The 17,696-nt window shown below is 67.8% G+C and carries 18 protein-coding genes; 10 read left to right on the forward strand and 8 right to left on the reverse strand.

What is annotated here, in order from left to right; translation table 11 throughout:
- The 4 genes from FHS96_RS23180 to FHS96_RS23195 all read right to left on the reverse strand — a co-directional run bounded on the left by FHS96_RS23180 (position 1) and on the right by FHS96_RS23195 (position 4,029).
- Positions 1-930: a tetratricopeptide repeat protein gene (locus FHS96_RS23180; protein ID WP_429597591.1), complete on the reverse strand. Its 930-nt coding sequence runs from the start codon at positions 928-930 to the stop codon at positions 1-3.
- 2 nt (positions 931-932) lie between these two features.
- On the reverse strand, positions 933-1,310 hold the full coding sequence (locus tag FHS96_RS23185; protein WP_429597594.1) for a hypothetical protein: 378 nt from the start codon (positions 1,308-1,310) through the stop codon (positions 933-935).
- Positions 1,307-2,665: an AAA family ATPase gene (locus tag FHS96_RS23190; RefSeq protein ID WP_429597597.1), complete on the reverse strand. Its 1,359-nt coding sequence runs from the start codon at positions 2,663-2,665 to the stop codon at positions 1,307-1,309. Before FHS96_RS23190 ends, FHS96_RS23185 begins: the two co-directional genes overlap by 4 nt.
- A gap of 65 nt (positions 2,666-2,730) precedes the next feature.
- Positions 2,731-4,029 carry an Hsp70 family protein gene (locus FHS96_RS23195; RefSeq protein ID WP_429597600.1) on the reverse strand — a complete coding sequence of 433 codons (1,299 nt, stop codon included), beginning with the start codon at positions 4,027-4,029 and terminating at the stop codon, positions 2,731-2,733.
- 162 nt (positions 4,030-4,191) lie between these two features.
- On the opposite strand from FHS96_RS23195, the gene argS reads away from it, so the two are divergent.
- The 9 genes from argS (at position 4,192) to FHS96_RS23240 (ending at position 14,538) form a co-directional block, all read left to right on the forward strand.
- Entirely contained in the window at positions 4,192-5,919 is a 1,728-nt protein-coding gene (gene argS / locus FHS96_RS23200) for an arginine--tRNA ligase (RefSeq protein ID WP_429597603.1), read from the forward strand.
- On the forward strand, positions 5,916-6,674 hold the full coding sequence (locus tag FHS96_RS23205) for an SPOR domain-containing protein (RefSeq protein ID WP_429597606.1): 759 nt from the start codon (positions 5,916-5,918) through the stop codon (positions 6,672-6,674). Before argS ends, FHS96_RS23205 begins: the two co-directional genes overlap by 4 nt.
- Before the next feature lie 240 nt (positions 6,675-6,914).
- Positions 6,915-7,919 (forward strand): serine O-acetyltransferase EpsC, encoded by a 1,005-nt coding sequence (gene epsC / locus FHS96_RS23210; RefSeq protein ID WP_429597609.1) that lies wholly within the window; start codon positions 6,915-6,917, stop codon positions 7,917-7,919.
- Positions 7,920-8,199: 280 nt separating this feature from the next.
- Positions 8,200-10,866 (forward strand): bifunctional [glutamine synthetase] adenylyltransferase/[glutamine synthetase]-adenylyl-L-tyrosine phosphorylase, encoded by a 2,667-nt coding sequence (locus FHS96_RS23215; protein WP_429597612.1) that lies wholly within the window; start codon positions 8,200-8,202, stop codon positions 10,864-10,866.
- A gap of 110 nt (positions 10,867-10,976) precedes the next feature.
- Positions 10,977-11,438 carry a peroxiredoxin gene (locus FHS96_RS23220; RefSeq protein WP_429597615.1) on the forward strand — a complete coding sequence of 154 codons (462 nt, stop codon included), beginning with the start codon at positions 10,977-10,979 and terminating at the stop codon, positions 11,436-11,438.
- Positions 11,439-11,616: 178 nt separating this feature from the next.
- On the forward strand, positions 11,617-12,435 hold the full coding sequence (locus tag FHS96_RS23225; protein ID WP_429597618.1) for a ferritin-like domain-containing protein: 819 nt from the start codon (positions 11,617-11,619) through the stop codon (positions 12,433-12,435).
- Positions 12,436-12,707: 272 nt separating this feature from the next.
- Positions 12,708-13,703 (forward strand): M23 family metallopeptidase, encoded by a 996-nt coding sequence (locus FHS96_RS23230; RefSeq protein ID WP_429597621.1) that lies wholly within the window; start codon positions 12,708-12,710, stop codon positions 13,701-13,703.
- A gap of 93 nt (positions 13,704-13,796) precedes the next feature.
- Positions 13,797-14,129 (forward strand): iron-sulfur cluster insertion protein ErpA, encoded by a 333-nt coding sequence (erpA, locus tag FHS96_RS23235; RefSeq protein ID WP_429597624.1) that lies wholly within the window; start codon positions 13,797-13,799, stop codon positions 14,127-14,129.
- 19 nt (positions 14,130-14,148) lie between these two features.
- Positions 14,149-14,538, forward strand: coding sequence for a RidA family protein (locus tag FHS96_RS23240; protein ID WP_429597627.1), 390 nt, complete (start codon positions 14,149-14,151; stop codon positions 14,536-14,538).
- 69 nt (positions 14,539-14,607) lie between these two features.
- Here FHS96_RS23240 and FHS96_RS23245 read toward each other — a convergent pair whose 3' ends face one another.
- The 3 genes from FHS96_RS23245 to FHS96_RS23255 all read right to left on the reverse strand — a co-directional run bounded on the left by FHS96_RS23245 (position 14,608) and on the right by FHS96_RS23255 (position 16,536).
- Positions 14,608-15,150: a hypothetical protein gene (locus tag FHS96_RS23245; protein ID WP_429597629.1), complete on the reverse strand. Its 543-nt coding sequence runs from the start codon at positions 15,148-15,150 to the stop codon at positions 14,608-14,610.
- A 38-nt stretch (positions 15,151-15,188) separates the two neighbouring features.
- Positions 15,189-16,019 (reverse strand): hypothetical protein, encoded by an 831-nt coding sequence (locus tag FHS96_RS23250; protein ID WP_429597632.1) that lies wholly within the window; start codon positions 16,017-16,019, stop codon positions 15,189-15,191.
- Positions 16,020-16,089: 70 nt separating this feature from the next.
- On the reverse strand, positions 16,090-16,536 hold the full coding sequence (locus tag FHS96_RS23255; RefSeq protein ID WP_429597635.1) for a hypothetical protein: 447 nt from the start codon (positions 16,534-16,536) through the stop codon (positions 16,090-16,092).
- Positions 16,537-16,786: 250 nt separating this feature from the next.
- Between FHS96_RS23255 and FHS96_RS23260 the strand changes: the two genes are divergently transcribed.
- Positions 16,787-17,299 (forward strand): MarR family winged helix-turn-helix transcriptional regulator, encoded by a 513-nt coding sequence (locus FHS96_RS23260; protein ID WP_429597638.1) that lies wholly within the window; start codon positions 16,787-16,789, stop codon positions 17,297-17,299.
- Positions 17,300-17,389: 90 nt separating this feature from the next.
- Here FHS96_RS23260 and FHS96_RS23265 read toward each other — a convergent pair whose 3' ends face one another.
- The gene (locus tag FHS96_RS23265) at positions 17,390-17,650 is read right to left on the reverse strand and encodes a hypothetical protein (RefSeq protein ID WP_429597641.1); all 261 of its coding nucleotides are present in this window, start codon (positions 17,648-17,650) and stop codon (positions 17,390-17,392) included.
- Positions 17,651-17,696 lie beyond the last annotated feature (46 nt).

The raw sequence follows: 17,696 nt of genomic DNA on the forward strand, positions 1-17,696 counted from the left end.
TCAGAAATCCGGCTTCAGCCTCACCCGCTGGACTTCCTTCTGGATCATCCGGCTGACGATCACGCTCGCCGAGATCATGTAGATCACGAACCCAAGATAGAGCACCGTCAGCACCGTCTCGGTTTCCGGCGGCAGGCCGAAATCGTTGGCCGCGAGCACCGCCCAGCGGAACACCACCCACAGCCCGACGACGAGGAAGATCGCGCGCGCCTGGCCCAGCTTCACGAGGAAGCGGTTCCAGCGCCACCACAGGCCGCCCACCGGATTGCCCTTCATCTTGGTGGAGGCGAGCAGCGACAGCGCGTCGAGATCGTTGGGCGCCTGCGAGAGCGCGGCGAGGGCGAGGCGCAGCGCCTCGGCGGTGTCGCCGCGGGCGAGCTGGACGTGGCCGATCAGCACCAGCCCTTCGCTGTGATGCGGGGTGAGGCTGAGGATCCGGCGCGCGGCATCCTCGACGATCTCGATGCGGCCCTGTTCCAGCGCTGCATAGCCCATCTCGGCGAGTATGTCGGGCGAGTTGGGGGCGAGCGTCAGCGCCTGATCGAGGCTGGTCGCGGCCTCGGCGCGGCGGCCGGCGATGCGCAGCAATTTGGCGCGCACCAAATGGCCATAGGCCTCCTGCGGATCGAGGTCGATCGCATGGTCGGTCGCCGCCAGCGCCGCCTTGTTGCGCTGTTCGAGCAGCAGCACATGCGCCAGTTCGAGATGCGTCGCGTTCCAGGTCGGCGCATGTTCGATCGCGCGCTCCGCCTCGTAACGCGCGCCCGCCAGCCGATTGCCGATGCGCAGCGCGCGCGCCAGCAGCAGATGCGGATAGGCCTGGTCGGGCGCGATGGTCAGCGCGTCGCGCAGCGGCTCGATCGCGGCGTGGCTGTTGCCCGCGCGCATCAGCATCTCGGCGCGGTCCATCGCCATCTGATAGGGATCCATGCTCAGCGCTGCCGCAGATATTGGCGCAGCGCCGCCGTCCGCTCCTGCGAGACGAAGGCGGTGGCGATGAACATCAGCCCCACGCCGATCGCCAGCACGAACAGATAGCGTGCCGCGCTGTCACTGATCAGCCCGTAATGCGCCGAGAAGCCGAGCAAGATCTGGCTGGCGAAGAAGATCAGGATCGGGATCAGCGCGAAGGCGATCTCGCGGTTGCGGTGCGGGCCGTTGAGCGCCACCGCGTTGACCGCGACGAGCAGCAGCCCCCAGGGCAGGAAATATTGCCCGACGAGGAACACCAGCAGCGGCGGCAGCGCGATCTTCTGGAGAAAGCTCGGCCGCGGCTCGTCGACCAGCCGATAACGCAGCGCATCGCTCACAGTCCGTGCGCCTTGATGAAGGCGGCGACATCGTCATACTGGCCGCCCGCATTGGAATATTTGGCATAGTTGCGCGCGGTGGTCAGCCATTCGAGCGTGGTCGGTTTCACCTCGCCCAGCGCTTCCGCCAGATGGCGCTGCCCCACCGGGCTTTCCGCGCCGGAGGCGAGCGCCTCCTCGATCGCGAGGTCGACCGCGGTGTTGACCAGATTCTCGATGTCGGCACCCGAAAAGCCGGTGGTTTTCGCGGCGATCGCGGCGACATCGACATCGCCCGCCAGCGGCCGCCCTTCGAGCTGCAGCTTGAGGATCTCGGCGCGCGCGACGCGATCGGGCGGCGGCACGAACTGTACGCGATCGAAGCGGCCGGGGCGGCGGAACGCAGAATCGACGCCCCACGGCATGTTGGTCGCGGCGAGGATCAGCACGCCTTCATTGTTGTGCGCGAACCCGTCCATCTCGGCGAGGAAGGTGGAGACGAGGCTGACATGGCTCTGATGGCCGTGGCCGGTGCGGGTGCCGGCCAGCGCCTCCAGCTCGTCGAAGAACAAAACGGTTGGCGTATCCCGCCTGGCATCGGCGAAGATCGCCGCCAGCTTGCGCTCGGCCTCGCCGATATATTTGTCGATCACGTCGACCACCGGCACATTGACGAAGCGCGCCTCGCATTCGCCTGCCGTCGCGCGTGCGAGCAATGTCTTGCCGCAGCCCGGCGGGCCGAACAGCAGCACGCCGCCGCCGGCCTTGCGGCGATATTTGGCGAACAAAGACGGCTTTTTGAACGGAGTGATGATGCGCCGCGCGATCTGCTTCTTCACATCCTCGAGCCCGCCGACATCGGCGAAGCGCACCTGATTGTCCGCCTCGGCGAACAGCGCGCGGGCGGCGGCGGCCTCCTCCCGGTCGCTGCGCTCGGCACCGCGCAGTCCACGCGCGGCGTGGACGAAGCCGATCACGTTGGAGGCCGCCTCGGGCGCGGCGGCGGCGCGGGCCTCGTCCAGCCGGGCGTCGATCTTGGGATCCTCCAGCACCGGATCGGCGGCGACCGCAGCGCGATACTCGGTCTCCGCCTCCGCCAGCCGGCCGGCGACGAGCAGCGCATCGATGCGCAGAGCGAGCAGGCTCCGCTCCTCGCCCGCGAGCGTGACGGCATCGAGCGCGTCGCCGAGATCGAGCGCGATCCGCGCGAGGCGTTCCCGCAGCGGCAGGTCGAGATCGGTGCCGAGGCCTGCGGCGATCACCGCGCGCCGGTCTGCATCGCTCGCTGCGAGATCGAGCGCGGAGCCGAGCAGACGGGTGTCGGCGGAGGCCGTGAAGGCGGCCAGCAGGGCGTGGATGGCAGGGTTGGTCGACAAGATTCTGCTCCTAACCCTGCCTACATAGCGGGGGGAGCGGGGTGGGCAACGGGGGAGGGGCAAGGCTAAGCCGCCCACGCCGCCACATCCGGCTCCTGCCCGATCAGCGCCAGGCCATGCGCGATCGAGGTCAGCTCGCCGCCGGTCGCGATGCGGTCATCGCCGAAGCGCGTTTGGAAGATCCGCCGGATCGCCGGGATCAGCGAGGAGCCGCCGGTCAGGAAGACGCGGTCGATCTCGCCGGGCGCCACGCCCGCACGGGTCAGCGCCGCGTCCACCGTCGCCTCGATGCGCGCGAGATCCTCGGCGATCCAGCCTTCGAAATCGGCGCGGGTCACGTCGGCGGCGATGTCCAGCCCGCCGCCGGCGAAGCGGAATTCGGCATGGGTGTCGCTGGAAAGCGCGCGCTTGGTGGCGCCCACCGCGTCGTAGAGCGCATAGCCGAGCTCATTCTCGATCACCGCGATCATCCGCCCGATCGCGTCGCTGTCGGTGGCGGTGCGCTGCAGCCGGCCGAGCGCGTCCAGCGTATTACGGTTGCGCATCAGCGCCAAGCGCGACCAGTCGGCGAAGTCGGTGAACCAGCCGCGCGGGATTTCCAGCAGCTTGTCGAACGATCGATAGGTGCCGCCCTTGCCGAGCAAGGGCAGCACCAGCCGGTCGACGATGCGATAGTCGAACCGGTCGCCGGCGATGCCGATGCCGGCCGATCCCAGCGGCTCGCAGCGACGCGCGGCGCCGGGGGCAGCGATGCGCACCACCGAAAAGTCGCTGGTGCCGCCGCCGAAATCGGCGACGAGGATGGTGGCTGGCTCGGTTAGGCGTGAGGCATAGCTGAACGCGGCGCCCAGCGGTTCGAACACATAATGGATCTCGGTGCCGAACCGCTCGAACATCAGGTCGTAGCGCTGGCGGGCGAGCGCCGCGTCGGGCCGCGCGCCGACATATTCCACCGGCCGCCCGACCACGATCCGCCCCGGCCGCGCATCGAGTGCGCCGCTGGCATGCGCGACCAACCGATCGAGGAACATGCGGCCGAGTTCCTCGAAGCGGAAGCGTTTCTCGAACACGGTGGCATGTTCGAACGCCGTGCTGGCGGCCACCGACTTGAACGACTGGATGAAACGGCTGTCGGCGGGAAATTCGAGATATTCGGCGATCGCCCACGGCCCCGCCTCATGCGCGAGCCCGCCGCGCGGGCCGTCATCATGCCAGAAGCACAAGGCCGAACGGAACACCGCGCCGGCAGCAAGCTCGCCCTTGAGTTCGACAAGGCGCGACTGGCCGTCCGCCCCCGCGATCGCGGCGACGCTGTTGGTCGTGCCGAAGTCGAGCCCCAGGGCAGGGGTTGGGGCGCTGGGCATGGTGGTGGCTTCCGGAAAGGGGGCGGGCGCCTATGGCATCGGGGGATGAGGGTGGCAAGGCTGTCTTATTACCGTCCTGAGGGGAGAGGGCTGAACTGTAGACCCCCAAACCGCTTCCCGCTAAAGCGCCCATCCATTCCTTCACCCCCGAAAGCAGATGCCTTGACCCTCTACCCCCGTTTCACCGCGCATATCGATGCCATCCTCGACACGCTCGCCGCCGAAGGCGCGATCCCGGCGGGGCTGGATCGACGCAATGTCACGGTGGAGCCGCCGCGCGACGTGGCGCATGGTGATCTGGCGACCAATGTCGCGATGGTGCTGGCCAAGCCCGCGGGCATGAACCCGCGCGCGCTGGCGGGGCTGGTCGCGCCGCGGCTGGAGGCGCTGGACGAGGTCGTCTCGGTCGAGGTGGCGGGGCCGGGGTTCATCAACCTGCGGCTGACCGACACTGTGTGGCGCGCGCAGCTCGACGAGATCCTGACGGCGGGGGCCGATTATGGCCGCTCCACCGTGGGCGGCGGCACCACCGTCAATGTCGAATATGTCTCCGCCAATCCGACCGGACCGATGCATATGGGCCATTGCCGCGGCGCGGTGGTGGGCGACGCGCTGGCGGCGCTGCTTGAATATGCCGGCCACAAGGTGGTGCGCGAATATTATGTCAACGATGCCGGCGGCCAGGTCGACGTGCTCGCCCGCTCGGCGCATCTGCGCTACCTCGAGGCGCTGGGCGAGGCGATCGGCGAGATCCCGGAAGGGCTCTATCCGGGCGATTATCTGAAGCCGGTGGGCGCGGCGCTCGCTGCCGAGTTCGGCGATGCCTATGTCGGCAAACCCGAAAGCGAGTGGCTGGTGCTGTTCCGCACCCACGCGGTCGCCGCGATGATGGTGATGATCCGCACCGATCTCGCGCTGCTCGGCATCCATCATGACCTGTTTTCGTCCGAGGCGGAGCTGCAGGCGGCGGGCAAGCCCGAGGCGGCCGAGGCGTGGCTGCGCGAACGCGGCCTCGTCTATGACGGCGTGCTGGAGGCCCCCAAGGGCGAGACGCCTGAAGATTGGGAGCCGGTGGAACTGCCCTTGTTCCGCTCGACGCAGTTCGGCGACGACCAGGACCGGCCGATCAAGAAGTCCAACGGGCAGTGGACCTATTTCGGTGCCGACCTCGCCTATCATTTCCAGAAGGCGCAGTCGGCGGACGCGCTGATCGACATCTGGGGCGCCGACCATGCCGGCACCGTCAAGCGGATCAAGGCCGCAGTCGCCGCGCTGACCGAAGGCAAGACGGTGTTCGACGTCAAGCTGGTGCAGATGGTGCGCCTGCTGCGCAATGGCGAGCCGGTCAAAATGTCCAAGCGCGCCGGCAATTTCGTGACCTTGGCGGATGTGGTGGAAGAGGTCGGCAAGGATGTCGTGCGCTTCACCATGCTCACCCGCAAGGCCGATGCGCAGATGGATTTCGACTTCGCCAAGGTGGTCGAGGCGTCGAAGGACAATCCGGTCTATTACGTCCAATATGCCCATGCCCGCGTGCGGCGGATGAACCGCAAGCGCGTGGAGGATGGCATCGCCGATGCCGCGATCGACCTGTCGCTGCTCGATGCGGAGGAACTGGCGCTGGTCAAGCTGGCCGCGCAATTCCCGCGCACCGTCGAAGGTGCGGCCGCGGCGCGCGAGCCGCACCGCATCGCCTTCTACCTCTATGACCTCGCGGCAGCCTTCCACTCCGCCTACAATGCCGGCAATGATCGGCCGGAACGCCGCTTCCTGCGGCCGGATGATGCGGCGATCACCGCTGCCCGGCTGGCGCTGGCCAACGGGATCGGGCAGGTTGTCCGCAACGGCCTCGCGGTGATGGGCGTCGAGGCGGTCGAGGAGATGGGATGACGGAGCGTCAGGGCGGTAGGCTGATACTGGGCGAGGAAGACCGGCTGCCCTGGCTGGAGCCGGTGGCACCGGCCGAGGAAGATCCGGTCTCGCCGGTCAGCCTGGTCGCCTTCGTCGTCGCCGGCCTGGCGCTGATCGCCTTGGTCGTCGGCGGGATCTGGTGGTACATGAACCGCTCCGAACCTGGTGGAGACGGCACGCTGATCGCGGCACCGCCCGGTCCTTACAAGGTCAAGCCTGACTCCCCCGGCGGGATGGAAGTGGAAGGGCAGGGCGATGCCGTGCCCGCCGCGACCGAGGGTATCGATCCCGAAGGCCGGCTCGATATGGACGCCGTGCCAGAAACCCCCGTCGCCGTGCCCGCGCCTACGCCAACGCCCACTCCGGTGCCGACCGCGACGCCCAAGCCGAAGCCCGGTGGCGTCACGACGCAGGTGCCGGATTCGAGCGGCCGCCTGACCGCCCCCGAACCGCTGCGCCACGCCGCCAAGCCGCGCGCGCCGGGTTCGGCGAGCGGCGGTTCGCTGATCCAGCTCGGCGCGTTCGGCTCTGCGGCGGAAGCCAATTCGGCCTGGACGCGCATCTCCAAGCGTTTCGCGTGGATCGCCCCGCTCAACAAGCAGGTCGTCGCCGTCGAGGTCGATGGCCGCACGCTGCACCGCCTGCGCGTCGCCGCGGCCTCGCACGCCGATGCGGTGGCCGCGTGCAAGCGGCTGAAGGTGGCCGGGCAGGACTGTCTGATCGCGGTGCAGTGACGCGCTTTCAAGACCCTCTCTCCTCGGGGCGAGGGTTGGGTGAGGGCGAGATCGAGCCTGTCGCGATCTCGAGAATGCTCAGCATTCCAGAACGGACCTGACAACGCTCTGCGCCTTTCGAGACTTCTTCTAACCGTGGCCGACTTCCCGGATTGGCGAAGGAGTAGTGCACCTCAGCTTGGCCCCGGCCAAGACAAGCTATATTCCAAACCCTTGTTCCCCGATCGATACTCCGCACCCATGACCAGGATCGAACCAGACAGAACCCGCCTCGACGACATGTGGAACGTCGCCGCGATCGCCGGTGAGCTTCACGCCGTGCGCGAGGATTGGCGGACGCGGCATCGGCGGCAGGGCGATGCCGGCTTTCCCTCGCGGCGCAAGCTCGAGGCGATCATGGCCGATCTCTCCGGCGCGCTGTTTCCATTGCGGCTCGGCTCGGGCACGGTGCGGCCGCATAACGAATGCGACTATGTGCTCGAAACGCTCGACCGTGCGCTCGGTCGGCTGCGGGAAGAGGTGCGCTTCGAACTCGCGCATCGTGATGGCGCTGTCGATGTCGACGATCGCGCGGGTGAGATCGTCGGCACGTTCGCGCGGCGGTTGCCCGAAATCCGTCGGCTGCTCGATCGTGATGTCGAGGCGGCCTATGCCGGAGATCCGGCGGCGCGCAGCGTCGACGAGGTGGTGCTGTGCTATCCCGGCATCGCCGCGATCCTCCATCATCGCCTCGCGCACGAACTCCATCGGCTTGGCGCCGTTCTGGTCGCGAGGATCATCGCCGAGATCGCGCATTCGGCAACCGCGATCGAGATTCATCCCGGCGCCAGCATCGGCCACAGCTTCTTTATCGATCATGGCAGCGGCGTGGTGATCGGCGAGACCGCGGTGGTCGGCGATCGGGTGCGGATCTACCAGGCGGTCACGCTGGGCGCGCGCAGCTTTCCCAAGGAGGATGATGGCACGCTGGTGAAGGGCATCGCCCGTCACCCGGTCGTCGAGGATGATGTGGTGATCTATGCCGGTGCCACCATCCTCGGCCGCGTCACGATCGGCGCCGGCTCGGTCATCGGCGGCAATGTCTGGCTGACCGAAAGCGTGTGCCCAGGCAGCATCATTCACCAGGCCTACGCCGAGCAGGAAAAGACGGTGGTGCGCAAAGGGCGCTGTCCGGACGCGCTGCCGGCCGGGCATGTCGTTGCCGGGGAATCGGCGCGCGCGCCGGAGGTTGCGGTCGAGGACTGAGGCAGCAGGCCTAGTTGAGCTTGCCGAGCAGTTCAACCAGTTCGGGCGGCAGCCGTTCGGTGCCGCCGCGATAGGCGGAACGCAGGGCGCGGCCCACCCCCTCATGCGGCGAGGGGGCGACAATCACCATGCGCTCCGAAGGGCGGTCTGGTTGGCAATTGGGCACTTGCTGCTTCATATTGCTGTTAACGCTGATCCAGCCAACAAGTTGCTTCACATTAACTGGTCTGAATCAAAGCCGGCCTTGTCCCCATTGTGCTGCCGCGGCTAGACCGCGCGCATGTCGACTGTCGAAGCTCTGGCGCGCGCCGAGGCGCATTCGCCCTTCCTCCGCCGGCTGATGGTGCTGCACCCTCCGGTCGTTACGCTGCTCGAAGCCGGTCGGATCGACGATGCGCTCGCCGCTGCCCGCACCGCTGCCGAGGGGGCTGCCACGGTGGCGCAGGCGATGCGGATCGAGCGGCAGGGCGTGGCGCTCTCGCTGGCGATCGCCGACCTCGCCGGCGTGCATGACCTGACCGCCACCGTCACCCGCCTCTCCGACTTCGCCGACCGCGCGCTCGACATCGCCATCGCCGCCGCGATCCGCGAGCGCACGCCCGACGCCGAGCCGCAGGGCTTCGCCGTGATCGCGCTCGGCAAGCATGGCAGCCGCGAGCTGAATTATTCGTCGGATATCGATCCGATCCTGATCTTCGATCCCGAGACATTGCCGCGCCGCGGCCGTGAGGAGCCGGTGGAAGCGGCCGTCCGCATCGGCAGGCGGGTCATCGAATTGCTCCAGACCCGCGATGGCGACGGCTATGTCTTCCGCGTCGACCTGCGGCTGCGCCCGACGCCGGAGGCGACGCCGATCGCGCTGCCGGTGGAGGCGGCGATCGGCTATTATGAATCGAGCGCGGTCGCGTGGGAGCGGGCGGCCTTCATCCGCGCCCGCGCCGCCGCCGGCGATCGTGCGCTGGGCGCGTCCTTCCTGTCCGCGATCCGCCCGTTCGTGTGGCGCCGCGCGCTCGACTTCGGCGCGGTGGGGGAGATAAGGGCGATGTCCCACCGGATCCGCGACCATCACAGCAAGGGCCAGGTCTTCGGCCCCGGTTACGACCTCAAGCGTGGCCGCGGCGGCATTCGCGAGGTGGAATTCTTCGCGCAGATCCACCAGCTCATCCACGGCGGGCGCGATCCCGCGCTGCGCGTGCCGGCCACGCTCGATGCGCTGGCGGCGCTGGCGGCAGCGGATCGGATCGATGGCGAAGAGGCGGCGGCGCTGGCCACCGCCTATCGCCTCTATCGCGATGTCGAGCACCGGCTGCAGATGGTCGACGACCGGCAGACCCACACCTTGCCGCGCGATCCCCAGGCGATGGAAGCCGTCGCCGCGCTCGACGGCAAGGGCGACGCCGCGGCGCTGGTCGAGCGGCTGCGGCCGCATGTGACGCGGGTCGGCGCAATCTACGACGCGCTGGAGGATGAGGATGCCGGCGAACTGCCGCAGGACCCCGCACGGCTCGGTGAGACGCTGACCGAGGCGGGCTTTTCCGATTGCACGCCAGTCGTGGCGCGCATCGAGCGCTGGCGTTCGGGCACGTTGCGTACGCTGCGCAGCCCTGCCGCGCGCGAGGCGCTGGAAGCGGTGCTGCCCGGGCTTGTCCAGGCGCTGGGCAGGGCACCCGATCCGGCGGCGGCGTTCAACCGGCTCGACGATATCGTCGAGAAGCTGCCGAGCGCGATCAACCTGTTCCGCCTGCTCGAAGCGCGGCCCGGACTGGCGGTGCAACTGGGCGCCATCCTCAGCCACGCGCCCGCGCTGGCGCAGGATCTCGCGCGCCGCCCCGAACTGCTCGACGGGCTGATAGACGCCAGCGCGCTCGACCTGCCGGGGCCGGTGACGGAACTTGTTGCCGCCTTCCGCAACGGCGAGCGCGACGAGGATTATGAGGCACTGCTCGATCGCGTTCGGCGGCAGGTGAGCGAGCGTCGCTTCGCGCTGGGCGTGCAACTCGTCACCGGCGCGCAGGACGCGCTGGAGGTGGCGCGCGGCTATGCGCGCGTGGCAGAAGCGGCGCTGGTCGTGCTGGCCACGGCTGCGACCGCTACCTTCGCCGAAGCGCATGGTCGCGTGCCCGGCAGCGAATTCGCGGTGCTGGCGCTGGGGCGGCTGGGCGGCGGCGTGCTCACCCACGCGTCCGATCTCGACCTGATCTACCTCCACACCGGGCTCGACCTCAAGGATTCGGACGGGCGCAAGCCGCTGGGGCCGTTCCATTACTACAACCGGCTGGCGCAGCGGATCAGCGCCGCGCTCTCGGTGCCGACCGCCTCGGGCCCGCTCTATGAGATTGACACGCGGCTGCGCCCCTCGGGCACGCAGGGGCCGCTATGCGTCTCGCTCGACGCGTTCGAGCGCTACCAGCGGGAAAATGCATGGACGTGGGAGCATATGGCGCTGTGCCGGGCGCGGCCGGTCTTTGGATCGGATGCGGCGCAGGGCGAGATCGCGGCGATCGTGCGGCGGCAGCTTGAAGCGCCGCGCGATGCCGAGAAACTGCTGGCGGACGCGCGCAAGATGCGGGCGGATATCGCGAAGCACAAACCGCCCGCCGGGCCCATGGACGTCAAGCTCATCGACGGCGGGCTGGTCGATCTGGAATTCTGCCTCCACGTGCTGCAATTGCGCCACCGCACCGGGTTCGATCCCGATCTCGGCCGCGCGGTGCGGCTGCTGGTGGGGGAGGGGCTGTTGCCGCTGGCGGTGATCGGCGCGCATGACATCCTCGCGCGGCTGCTGATCACGCTCCGACTGGTCGCCCCTGGCGGCGGCCAGCCCCCCGACACCGCGCGCGCGCTGGTGGTGGGCGCATGCCGGGCGGAAAGCTGGGAGGCACTTCTGGACGATTATGCAGCGGCGCGAAAGACGATTTCGGAATGCTGGCGGGAGATTTCGGGATAACCCCCCTCCCCCTTGCGGGGGGGCTGTCAGACGACAGCGCACGCCCCCGGACATGCCCTCCCCCGACCCCTCCCGCTCCGCGGAAGGGGAGAATAGAAGAAGGAGATTTTATGCTTAACGAAGGCGATAGCGCCCCCAACGCGACCCTGTTGATGGCCGACGGCACCGAAAAGCCCCTTTCTGCCTGGGCCGGCAAGCCGCTGGTGCTCTACTTCTACCCCAAGGACGACACCCCCGGTTGCACCACCGAGGCAAAGGATTTCAGCGCGCTGGCGGACGATTTCGCGGCGGCGGGCGTCGCGGTGATCGGCGTGTCCAAGGATACCTCGGCGAAGCACCAGAAGTTCGCCGCGAAGCACGGGCTGACCATCGACCTCGCCACCGACGCCGATGACAGCGTGTGTGAAGCGTTCGGCACCTGGGTCGAAAAGTCGCTCTACGGCCGGAAATATATGGGCATCGACCGCGCGACCTTCCTGATCGACGCGGACGGCAAGATCGCTCGGATCTGGCGCAAGGTGAAGGTGGCAGGCCACGCGGCGCAGGTGCTGGAGGCCGCGAAGGGGTTGTGAGGGGGGTGCTGCACGACTCCCTCTCCCCTCGGGGGAGAGGGTTGGGGAGAGAGGTAGTCGCGCCGGGCATACAGCGCTGTCAGACCCGGCACCGGAATGCTGCGCATTCCGCAGATCGTGCGTTGCCCGATCTGCCCCTCTCCCGGCCTCTCCCCGGAGGGAAGAGGGGTGGTTTTGCATGACCCTCGCCACCGCCTGCCGCGCCGTCCTTACCGCGCCGGACCCGCGCACCAAGGTCATGCGCGCCCGCCGCACCGCGCGAGATTGGCGCCTCGGCAAGCTCGAACACGCCTTCGACACCGCGATGCCCGATGCTCCGGCACGGCCGTCGCGGCCCGAACTGCTGCCGCCATCGCGCATGCCCAAGCGCGGCAAGGCGGGCTCGCTGCGTAATCGCATCGCGCTGCTCCACGCGCTGGCGCATATCGAATTTTCAGCGATCGACCTCGCCTTCGATCTCGTCGGCCGTTTCGGTGGACAATTCCCGCGCGGCTTCGCGGATGACTGGCTGCGGGTGGGGGCGGATGAGGCGATGCATTTCGCGCTGCTCGACCGGCGGCTGCGGCAGCTGGGCAGTCATTACGGCGCGCTTCCTGCACATGATGGGCTGTGGGAGGCGGCGGAGGTGACCCGCCACGATGCGCTCGCACGCCTTGCCGTCGTGCCGATGGTACTGGAGGCACGCGGGCTCGACGTCACCCCCGCCACAGCGGACCGGCTCACCGCGCTTGGCGACGGCCAGAGCGCGCGCATCCTGCAAAGAATATTCAACGACGAAATTCGGCATGTGCGCGCCGGCACAGCATGGTTCCTGCGTGCATGCGAATCATCCGGATTCGCGCCTCACGCACATTGGCGTTTGTTAATCGCGCGCAATTTTCGCGGTGCGCTTAAGCCGCCCTTTAACGACTCAGCGCGTGCGGCAGCCGGTTTGACGCGCGATTTTTACGGCATGCTTGATCCGCACGATGCGGCACCGCAAACAACCAGCGTCTGATGCGGTTGGGGCAAAATCCGCAAGGGATGGGGTTTTAAGAGCGGTGCCGATCCCCGTCGGCGCCGTATATGGTCGCCGGGGATTTGATGCTGCTTACACAAACAAAAAATGCTGGAGCCGCCTTAGGGTTCCGCTCTTTTTTCAAGACGCGAGATTTTTTTCTCCATGATGGCTCCTCGCTGCGCCGGATTCGCGTCGGCTTGAAGACCCAGGTCGCCGCTGCTGCCGCTGCGGCGATTTTGTTTTGCGGATCCGCTGTCGGCGTTACGCAGATGACCGGCATGGGCGCCGAAACGGCCGCCGCTGCCACCGGGTCGAGCGACGCTGAAGTCGCGCGCATGCAGTCCAAGGTCGCCGCGATGCGCGCCGACATGGAAGCGGTGAAGCGCGCCGCGGCGGTACACGCGATGCAGATGGAGCGCCGCCAGGCCTTCCTCGCCGCGGTGCTTGCCGGAGAGGATGATCCCAAGAAGCTTGCCGCACTGTTGCCGCAGGAAGTCGGCACGCCCGATGGCACCGCCGCTTCGGTGGTCGCACCGCTGCAGACGGTCGCGGGTGAGCAGGGCGCTTTGGCTGAGCAGGTTCGCGCGGCGACCGAGGCTCGCTACAAGAACACCGCGCGGCTGATCCAGAAGCTCGGCCTGTCGCCGCAGCGCTTCCACGTGTCGCCGGGCGCGATGGGCGGCCCGTTCGAGCCGGTCGACGCCGCTGCCGCCAAGGCTGCGGAAGGCGATACCGACGCGCAGTTCAAGGCGCTCTTCCTGTCGTGGAAGAAGCTCGACCAGCTTGAGCAGGGCGTGATCGCGATCCCGTCGCAGAAGCCGGTCGACAATGTGAAGTTCACCTCCAGCTTCGGCGTGCGCTCGGATCCGTTCCGCGGCACCGCCGCCATGCACTCGGGCGTCGACATCCCCGGTTCGCATGGCAGCGCGATCTATGCCACGGCTGACGGGATCGTGGGCCGCGCCGGCTGGGCGGGTGGCTATGGCAACCTTGTCGAGATCGAACATGGCAAGGGCATCCAGACCCGTTATGGCCATCTTTCGAAGGTTCTGGTGGCGCCCAACACCCGCGTGAAGCGTGGTCAGTTGATCGCGCTGATGGGCTCGACCGGCCGGTCGACCGGCTGCCATCTTCATTATGAAGTTCGGATCGACGGCCGTGCCGTGAATCCCATTCCCTTTATGCAGCAATCGGAGTATTTGGCCGACGTGCAGCAGCACTCGGATACGGCGAAAGTGGCGCTGGGCGGCCCGCTCAACAACTGAGGCCCCCACGAAAGACCCCTCTCGCCCGCTCGGTCAGGGGAGGAGAAGGGGTCGCCCATTGCAGGCGACCCCCCACTCCCCTAAATTCAAGGCATGAACGCCCCTTCAGTTGCCTTGACCGACAGCGCCGCCAGGCGCGTCTCCCAGATCGCCACCAAGACGGGCAAGGCGCCGATCCTGCGCCTTGCGGTCGAAGGCGGCGGCTGTTCCGGCTTCCAATATCGCTTCGGGCTCGCCGAACGCGTGGAAAGCGACGATGCGGTGACCGAGAATGGCGGCGTCACCCTGGTCGTCGATGCGGTGAGCCTCGATCTCGTCCAGGGCAGTGCGGTCGACTTCGTCGAATCGCTCGGCGGTTCCTCCTTCCAGGTCACCAACCCCAACGCGACAGCCGGCTGCGGCTGCGGATCGAGCTTCGCGATCTGATCGCGCGGGCGCGGGCGGTATGACCGACCCGATCGATCGCATTGCCACTCCGGCCGTCCCTGCACCCGCCGGCCATTATGCGCAGGCTGCGGCGTGGCGCGATCTCGTCTTCGTTTCGGGCCAGCTCGGCCCGCGCAGCGACGGCACCCACACCGCCGATCAGCCTTTCGAGGTCCAGGTCCGCCAAGCGCTCACCAACCTCCTCGCTATCCTCGCCGAGGCTGGCAGCGGCCCCGATCGAGTGCTGCGCGTGACCGCCTATATCGTCGGCGTCGACAATTGGCCGGCGTTCAACCGCATCTATGCCGAGATGTTCGGTGCCGCGAAGCCGGCGCGCACGGTGGTACCGGTGCCGGAACTGCATCATGGTTATCTGGTTGAGGTGGATGCGATCGGGGTGCGGGAGTAATCGGCTGCCGGGCGATAGCGCGCTTCGCGGGAAAGGTCGCAGGGCTTTGTCCGGTCGGAACAACCACCCTTACGGCCCGCACTGCCAGACGCCGTTGACCTTCAGCAGCGCCTTTTCCTTCGGCGCCTCGTCCTTCGCGCCATCCGCCGGCGTATAGGTCAGCCGTGCCGGCTGGGAGGGGGATTCGCCGCCGCCGCGCGTGGGGGCGGTGGCCTTCACGGTAAGGGTCAGGCCGTCACCGGAGAAGCTCGCGCCCTTCACCATCGCGTTGAATCCGCCTGCCGCCGCGACGCGATGGATCGCGCCGCCGATGCGCACGATCGCATCGCTCGGCTGGGAGCCGCCGACATTGCCCTTGGCCATCAGCAGGGTGCGGCCGCGGCCATCCGCGAAGCTACAGCCCAGTTCGCCGCGCAACGCTGTCCTTCGATCGGCCGGGCCCAGCTCCTCGATCGCGCCCGGCACCTGATCCTCGGCGCGGGCCACTTTCGGCCGGCTGCTGTTGCTGATCTCGATCCCGCTGGTCTGCGCATTGTCGGGCTCTTCCGAACAGCCGGCGAGAGCCAGCGCGGTGGCCGCGGCCGAAAGGCCGATGGTCTTCCTGATGATCATGATATGGTCCGTTGATAGGAGAGGAATGGCGCTTGCGATCAACGCGCAGGCAGCTTGGGCAGGTCCATCACCACGACCTCGCCGGCCTTGCGGGTGATGCCGAAGATGCGGCGCGGGGCGGATCGGTCCCAGGCCCAGGCCTGGCCCTCCAGCGGCGCGGCGATGGTGGCGACATGCTCCAGCATCGGGCCCTCGCCGGGTTCGGCCAGCACATAGATTTCGGGCAGGTCGTGGCCGGTCACATAGAGCAGCCCGTCCGCGCCCCAGCTTCCGCCGGAGCTGCTCATCGGCGCGAAGCGTTCCAGCACGCTGTCCGGCATGCGGTAGCCGCCGGTCATCCGCCATTGATCATCGAAGGTGGCGACCATGGTGAAACGATGGTCGCGGCCCGGTTCACCGCCCTTCGCGTCATAATTGGCGAAGCCCGCCCACCACTGGCCATCATGCTTTTCCACCCAGGTCAGCGAGCCCAGCCGCATCCCGAACGGGATCGAGCGGAGGTGGCGCATCGTGGCGCTGTCGAAAATCTCGACGCTGCTCGCCATCGGCACCTGCGGGAAGTTGGAATTGGCGCAGATGAGCTGGCCCTCCACCGCGACGCAACTGTTAAGATGGCGGATGCGGCGCTTGTCGCCCACCCATTCGGCGAGCTTGCGGCCGCTCTGCTTGTCATATTTGCCGATCTGGCTGTTGGTGATCGCGTAGAAATATTTCTCGTCCACGGCGACGCCCTGCCGCGCCTCGCGCGCGACATAACGGCGGACCTCCTTGGCCTGGAGCCGCGCCACCGGCGGTTGCGCCGGCTCGGTGCGCGCCGGTGCGGGGGCGGGTTGCGCGGCTGCGGCTAGCGCGGCGAGGGCGACAAACATGGGGATACCTCCGGGCAGAAGCGCGGCGGCTAGCGGCCAAATGCGACACGGCAATGACGGCCGCAGGCACTCAGGCGGCCGGCAGCGGGACCATCCGGCTGGTGACGCGTGGCGCATAGGGGCGGCCGCTGCCTTCGACGAGGAACACGCAGCGATCGGGCAGCGCCGCCGCACGGCGCGAAACCGTGGCGTTGAGGCGGACGAGCGTGTCGGGATCGTCGGCGATCTGGTTGGGCGAAAGGCGGGCGATGTCCTGATGGCCGAACAGCACCGGCACCCGGTCGGCCGGGCCATCGGGTGCAGAGCAGGCGGCGATCTTGAGATCGAGCGTGCCACGCAGGTCAATCAGGTTGCGGAACTGGCCTGCGCGCACGTCAACCTGCAGGTCAACGCCGGCATCGCGGTTGTTCAGCGGCAGCCGTTCGACCGAAACGATATCGATCGGCGCCTGGCCGCGATCGCAGCCACCAAGCGCGGCGAGGGCGGTTGCAGCCAGCAAGGGGAGCAGGCGTCGCATGACCACAAGGTAGGGCATGCGGTGCGTGACTGCAACGCGCGGAGCCGTCGTCGACGTCAGAATTTGACTGCCATAACCGCGCCATAGGCGCGCGCCGCCTGGACGCTGCTCGGCAGGATAAAGTTGCCGACGTTACGCCGGAGGTGGGTCTTGAGATGCCGGATCGACACGCGGTGCCGGAGTTCACCGACTGGCCAAGTGTGCGCCCTGCAACTAGGGTGGCGGCCAGACCCGCCTTCAGGAAAATCCCATGCCCGTCCAGCCGAGCGCCGGCTTCCAACTCTCCTGGATCGCGCGAATGCTGCGCACGCGCTTCGATGCGCGTGCGCGCATCGTCGGTCTTACCCGCGCGCAATGGACGATGATCGTCGCGGTGCGGCTGTCTGAGGGCGCGACGCAGGCTGAGATCGCCTCGCACCTCGAAATCAATTCGGTGACGGCGGGGCGGATCATCGACCGGTTGCAGGCGGCGGAATGGATCGAGCGGCGGCCGGATCCTGTCGATCGCCGTGTCAACCGCCTCTATGTCGCCGCCAAGGCGGCGCCCGTGCTGGAAACGCTCACCGCGCTGGGCGCCGAGGAGGAAGAGGTCTCGCTCGCCGGCTTCTCGGCCGGGGAGCGCGACACGCTGATGCGGCTGCTCGGCCGGATCACCGACAATCTGGTCGCGGCGCCGGCTCCCAGCCTGCCGCCGATCGACGAGAGCGCCGACGAAGGCGAACAGTTGCCGGCGAAGCCGCTGAGCCGCGTCGCCAACGGCTGAATAACGATGTGCACTATAATGCACGCACATACGAAAATGACCTCTTCCGGATATACCGGAGGAGGCCTTCCTGCAGCTCGATAGTCGCGCTTATTTGAGGTCGCCGACTTCCTTCTTCGTCAGCGAGGTCATCAGCTTTCCATCGACGAGGGTTAGCGTGCTGGCGGGGACGACGACGAACTTGGAGCCGACGATCAGGCTGACCGACCCGTCCGGGCGGACCTGCTCGACGCGGCCGAGGCGGAGTTGGTTCGCGTCGCGCAGCATGGCGCCGCGGCTGGCGACCGGCGGCTCGGCAAGGGCGGGCGCTGCAGAAACGGCAAGTGCCAAGGCGACGGCAAGGAAACGCATTTCAGATCTCTCCTGACAACCAGCGGTTCTGCCGCTGATCGATAGC

Source organism: Sphingomonas zeicaulis, assembly GCF_050433225.1.
Lineage (GTDB): Bacteria > Pseudomonadota > Alphaproteobacteria > Sphingomonadales > Sphingomonadaceae > Sphingomonas_D > Sphingomonas_D zeicaulis.

Excerpts from the sequence above, each read along its gene's own strand:
- FHS96_RS23260 (WP_429597638.1), top strand. The coding sequence starts at position 16,787 with ATGCCCGTCCAGCCGAGCGCCGGCTTCCAACTCTCCTGGATCGCGCGA.
- epsC (WP_429597609.1), top strand. The coding sequence starts at position 6,915 with ATGACCAGGATCGAACCAGACAGAACCCGCCTCGACGACATGTGGAAC.
- FHS96_RS23265 (WP_429597641.1), bottom strand. The coding sequence starts at position 17,650 with ATGCGTTTCCTTGCCGTCGCCTTGGCACTTGCCGTTTCTGCAGCGCCC.
- FHS96_RS23250 (WP_429597632.1), bottom strand. The coding sequence starts at position 16,019 with ATGTTTGTCGCCCTCGCCGCGCTAGCCGCAGCCGCGCAACCCGCCCCC.
- FHS96_RS23245 (WP_429597629.1), bottom strand. The coding sequence starts at position 15,150 with ATGATCATCAGGAAGACCATCGGCCTTTCGGCCGCGGCCACCGCGCTG.
- FHS96_RS23230 (WP_429597621.1), top strand. The coding sequence starts at position 12,708 with ATGACCGGCATGGGCGCCGAAACGGCCGCCGCTGCCACCGGGTCGAGC.
- FHS96_RS23240 (WP_429597627.1), top strand. The coding sequence starts at position 14,149 with ATGACCGACCCGATCGATCGCATTGCCACTCCGGCCGTCCCTGCACCC.
- FHS96_RS23195 (WP_429597600.1), bottom strand. The coding sequence starts at position 4,029 with ATGCCCAGCGCCCCAACCCCTGCCCTGGGGCTCGACTTCGGCACGACC.
- FHS96_RS23205 (WP_429597606.1), top strand. The coding sequence starts at position 5,916 with ATGACGGAGCGTCAGGGCGGTAGGCTGATACTGGGCGAGGAAGACCGG.
- FHS96_RS23225 (WP_429597618.1), top strand. The coding sequence starts at position 11,617 with ATGACCCTCGCCACCGCCTGCCGCGCCGTCCTTACCGCGCCGGACCCG.
- FHS96_RS23255 (WP_429597635.1), bottom strand. The coding sequence starts at position 16,536 with ATGCGACGCCTGCTCCCCTTGCTGGCTGCAACCGCCCTCGCCGCGCTT.
- FHS96_RS23215 (WP_429597612.1), top strand. The coding sequence starts at position 8,200 with ATGTCGACTGTCGAAGCTCTGGCGCGCGCCGAGGCGCATTCGCCCTTC.
- FHS96_RS23220 (WP_429597615.1), top strand. The coding sequence starts at position 10,977 with ATGCTTAACGAAGGCGATAGCGCCCCCAACGCGACCCTGTTGATGGCC.
- erpA (WP_429597624.1), top strand. The coding sequence starts at position 13,797 with ATGAACGCCCCTTCAGTTGCCTTGACCGACAGCGCCGCCAGGCGCGTC.
- FHS96_RS23180 (WP_429597591.1), bottom strand. The coding sequence starts at position 930 with ATGGATCCCTATCAGATGGCGATGGACCGCGCCGAGATGCTGATGCGC.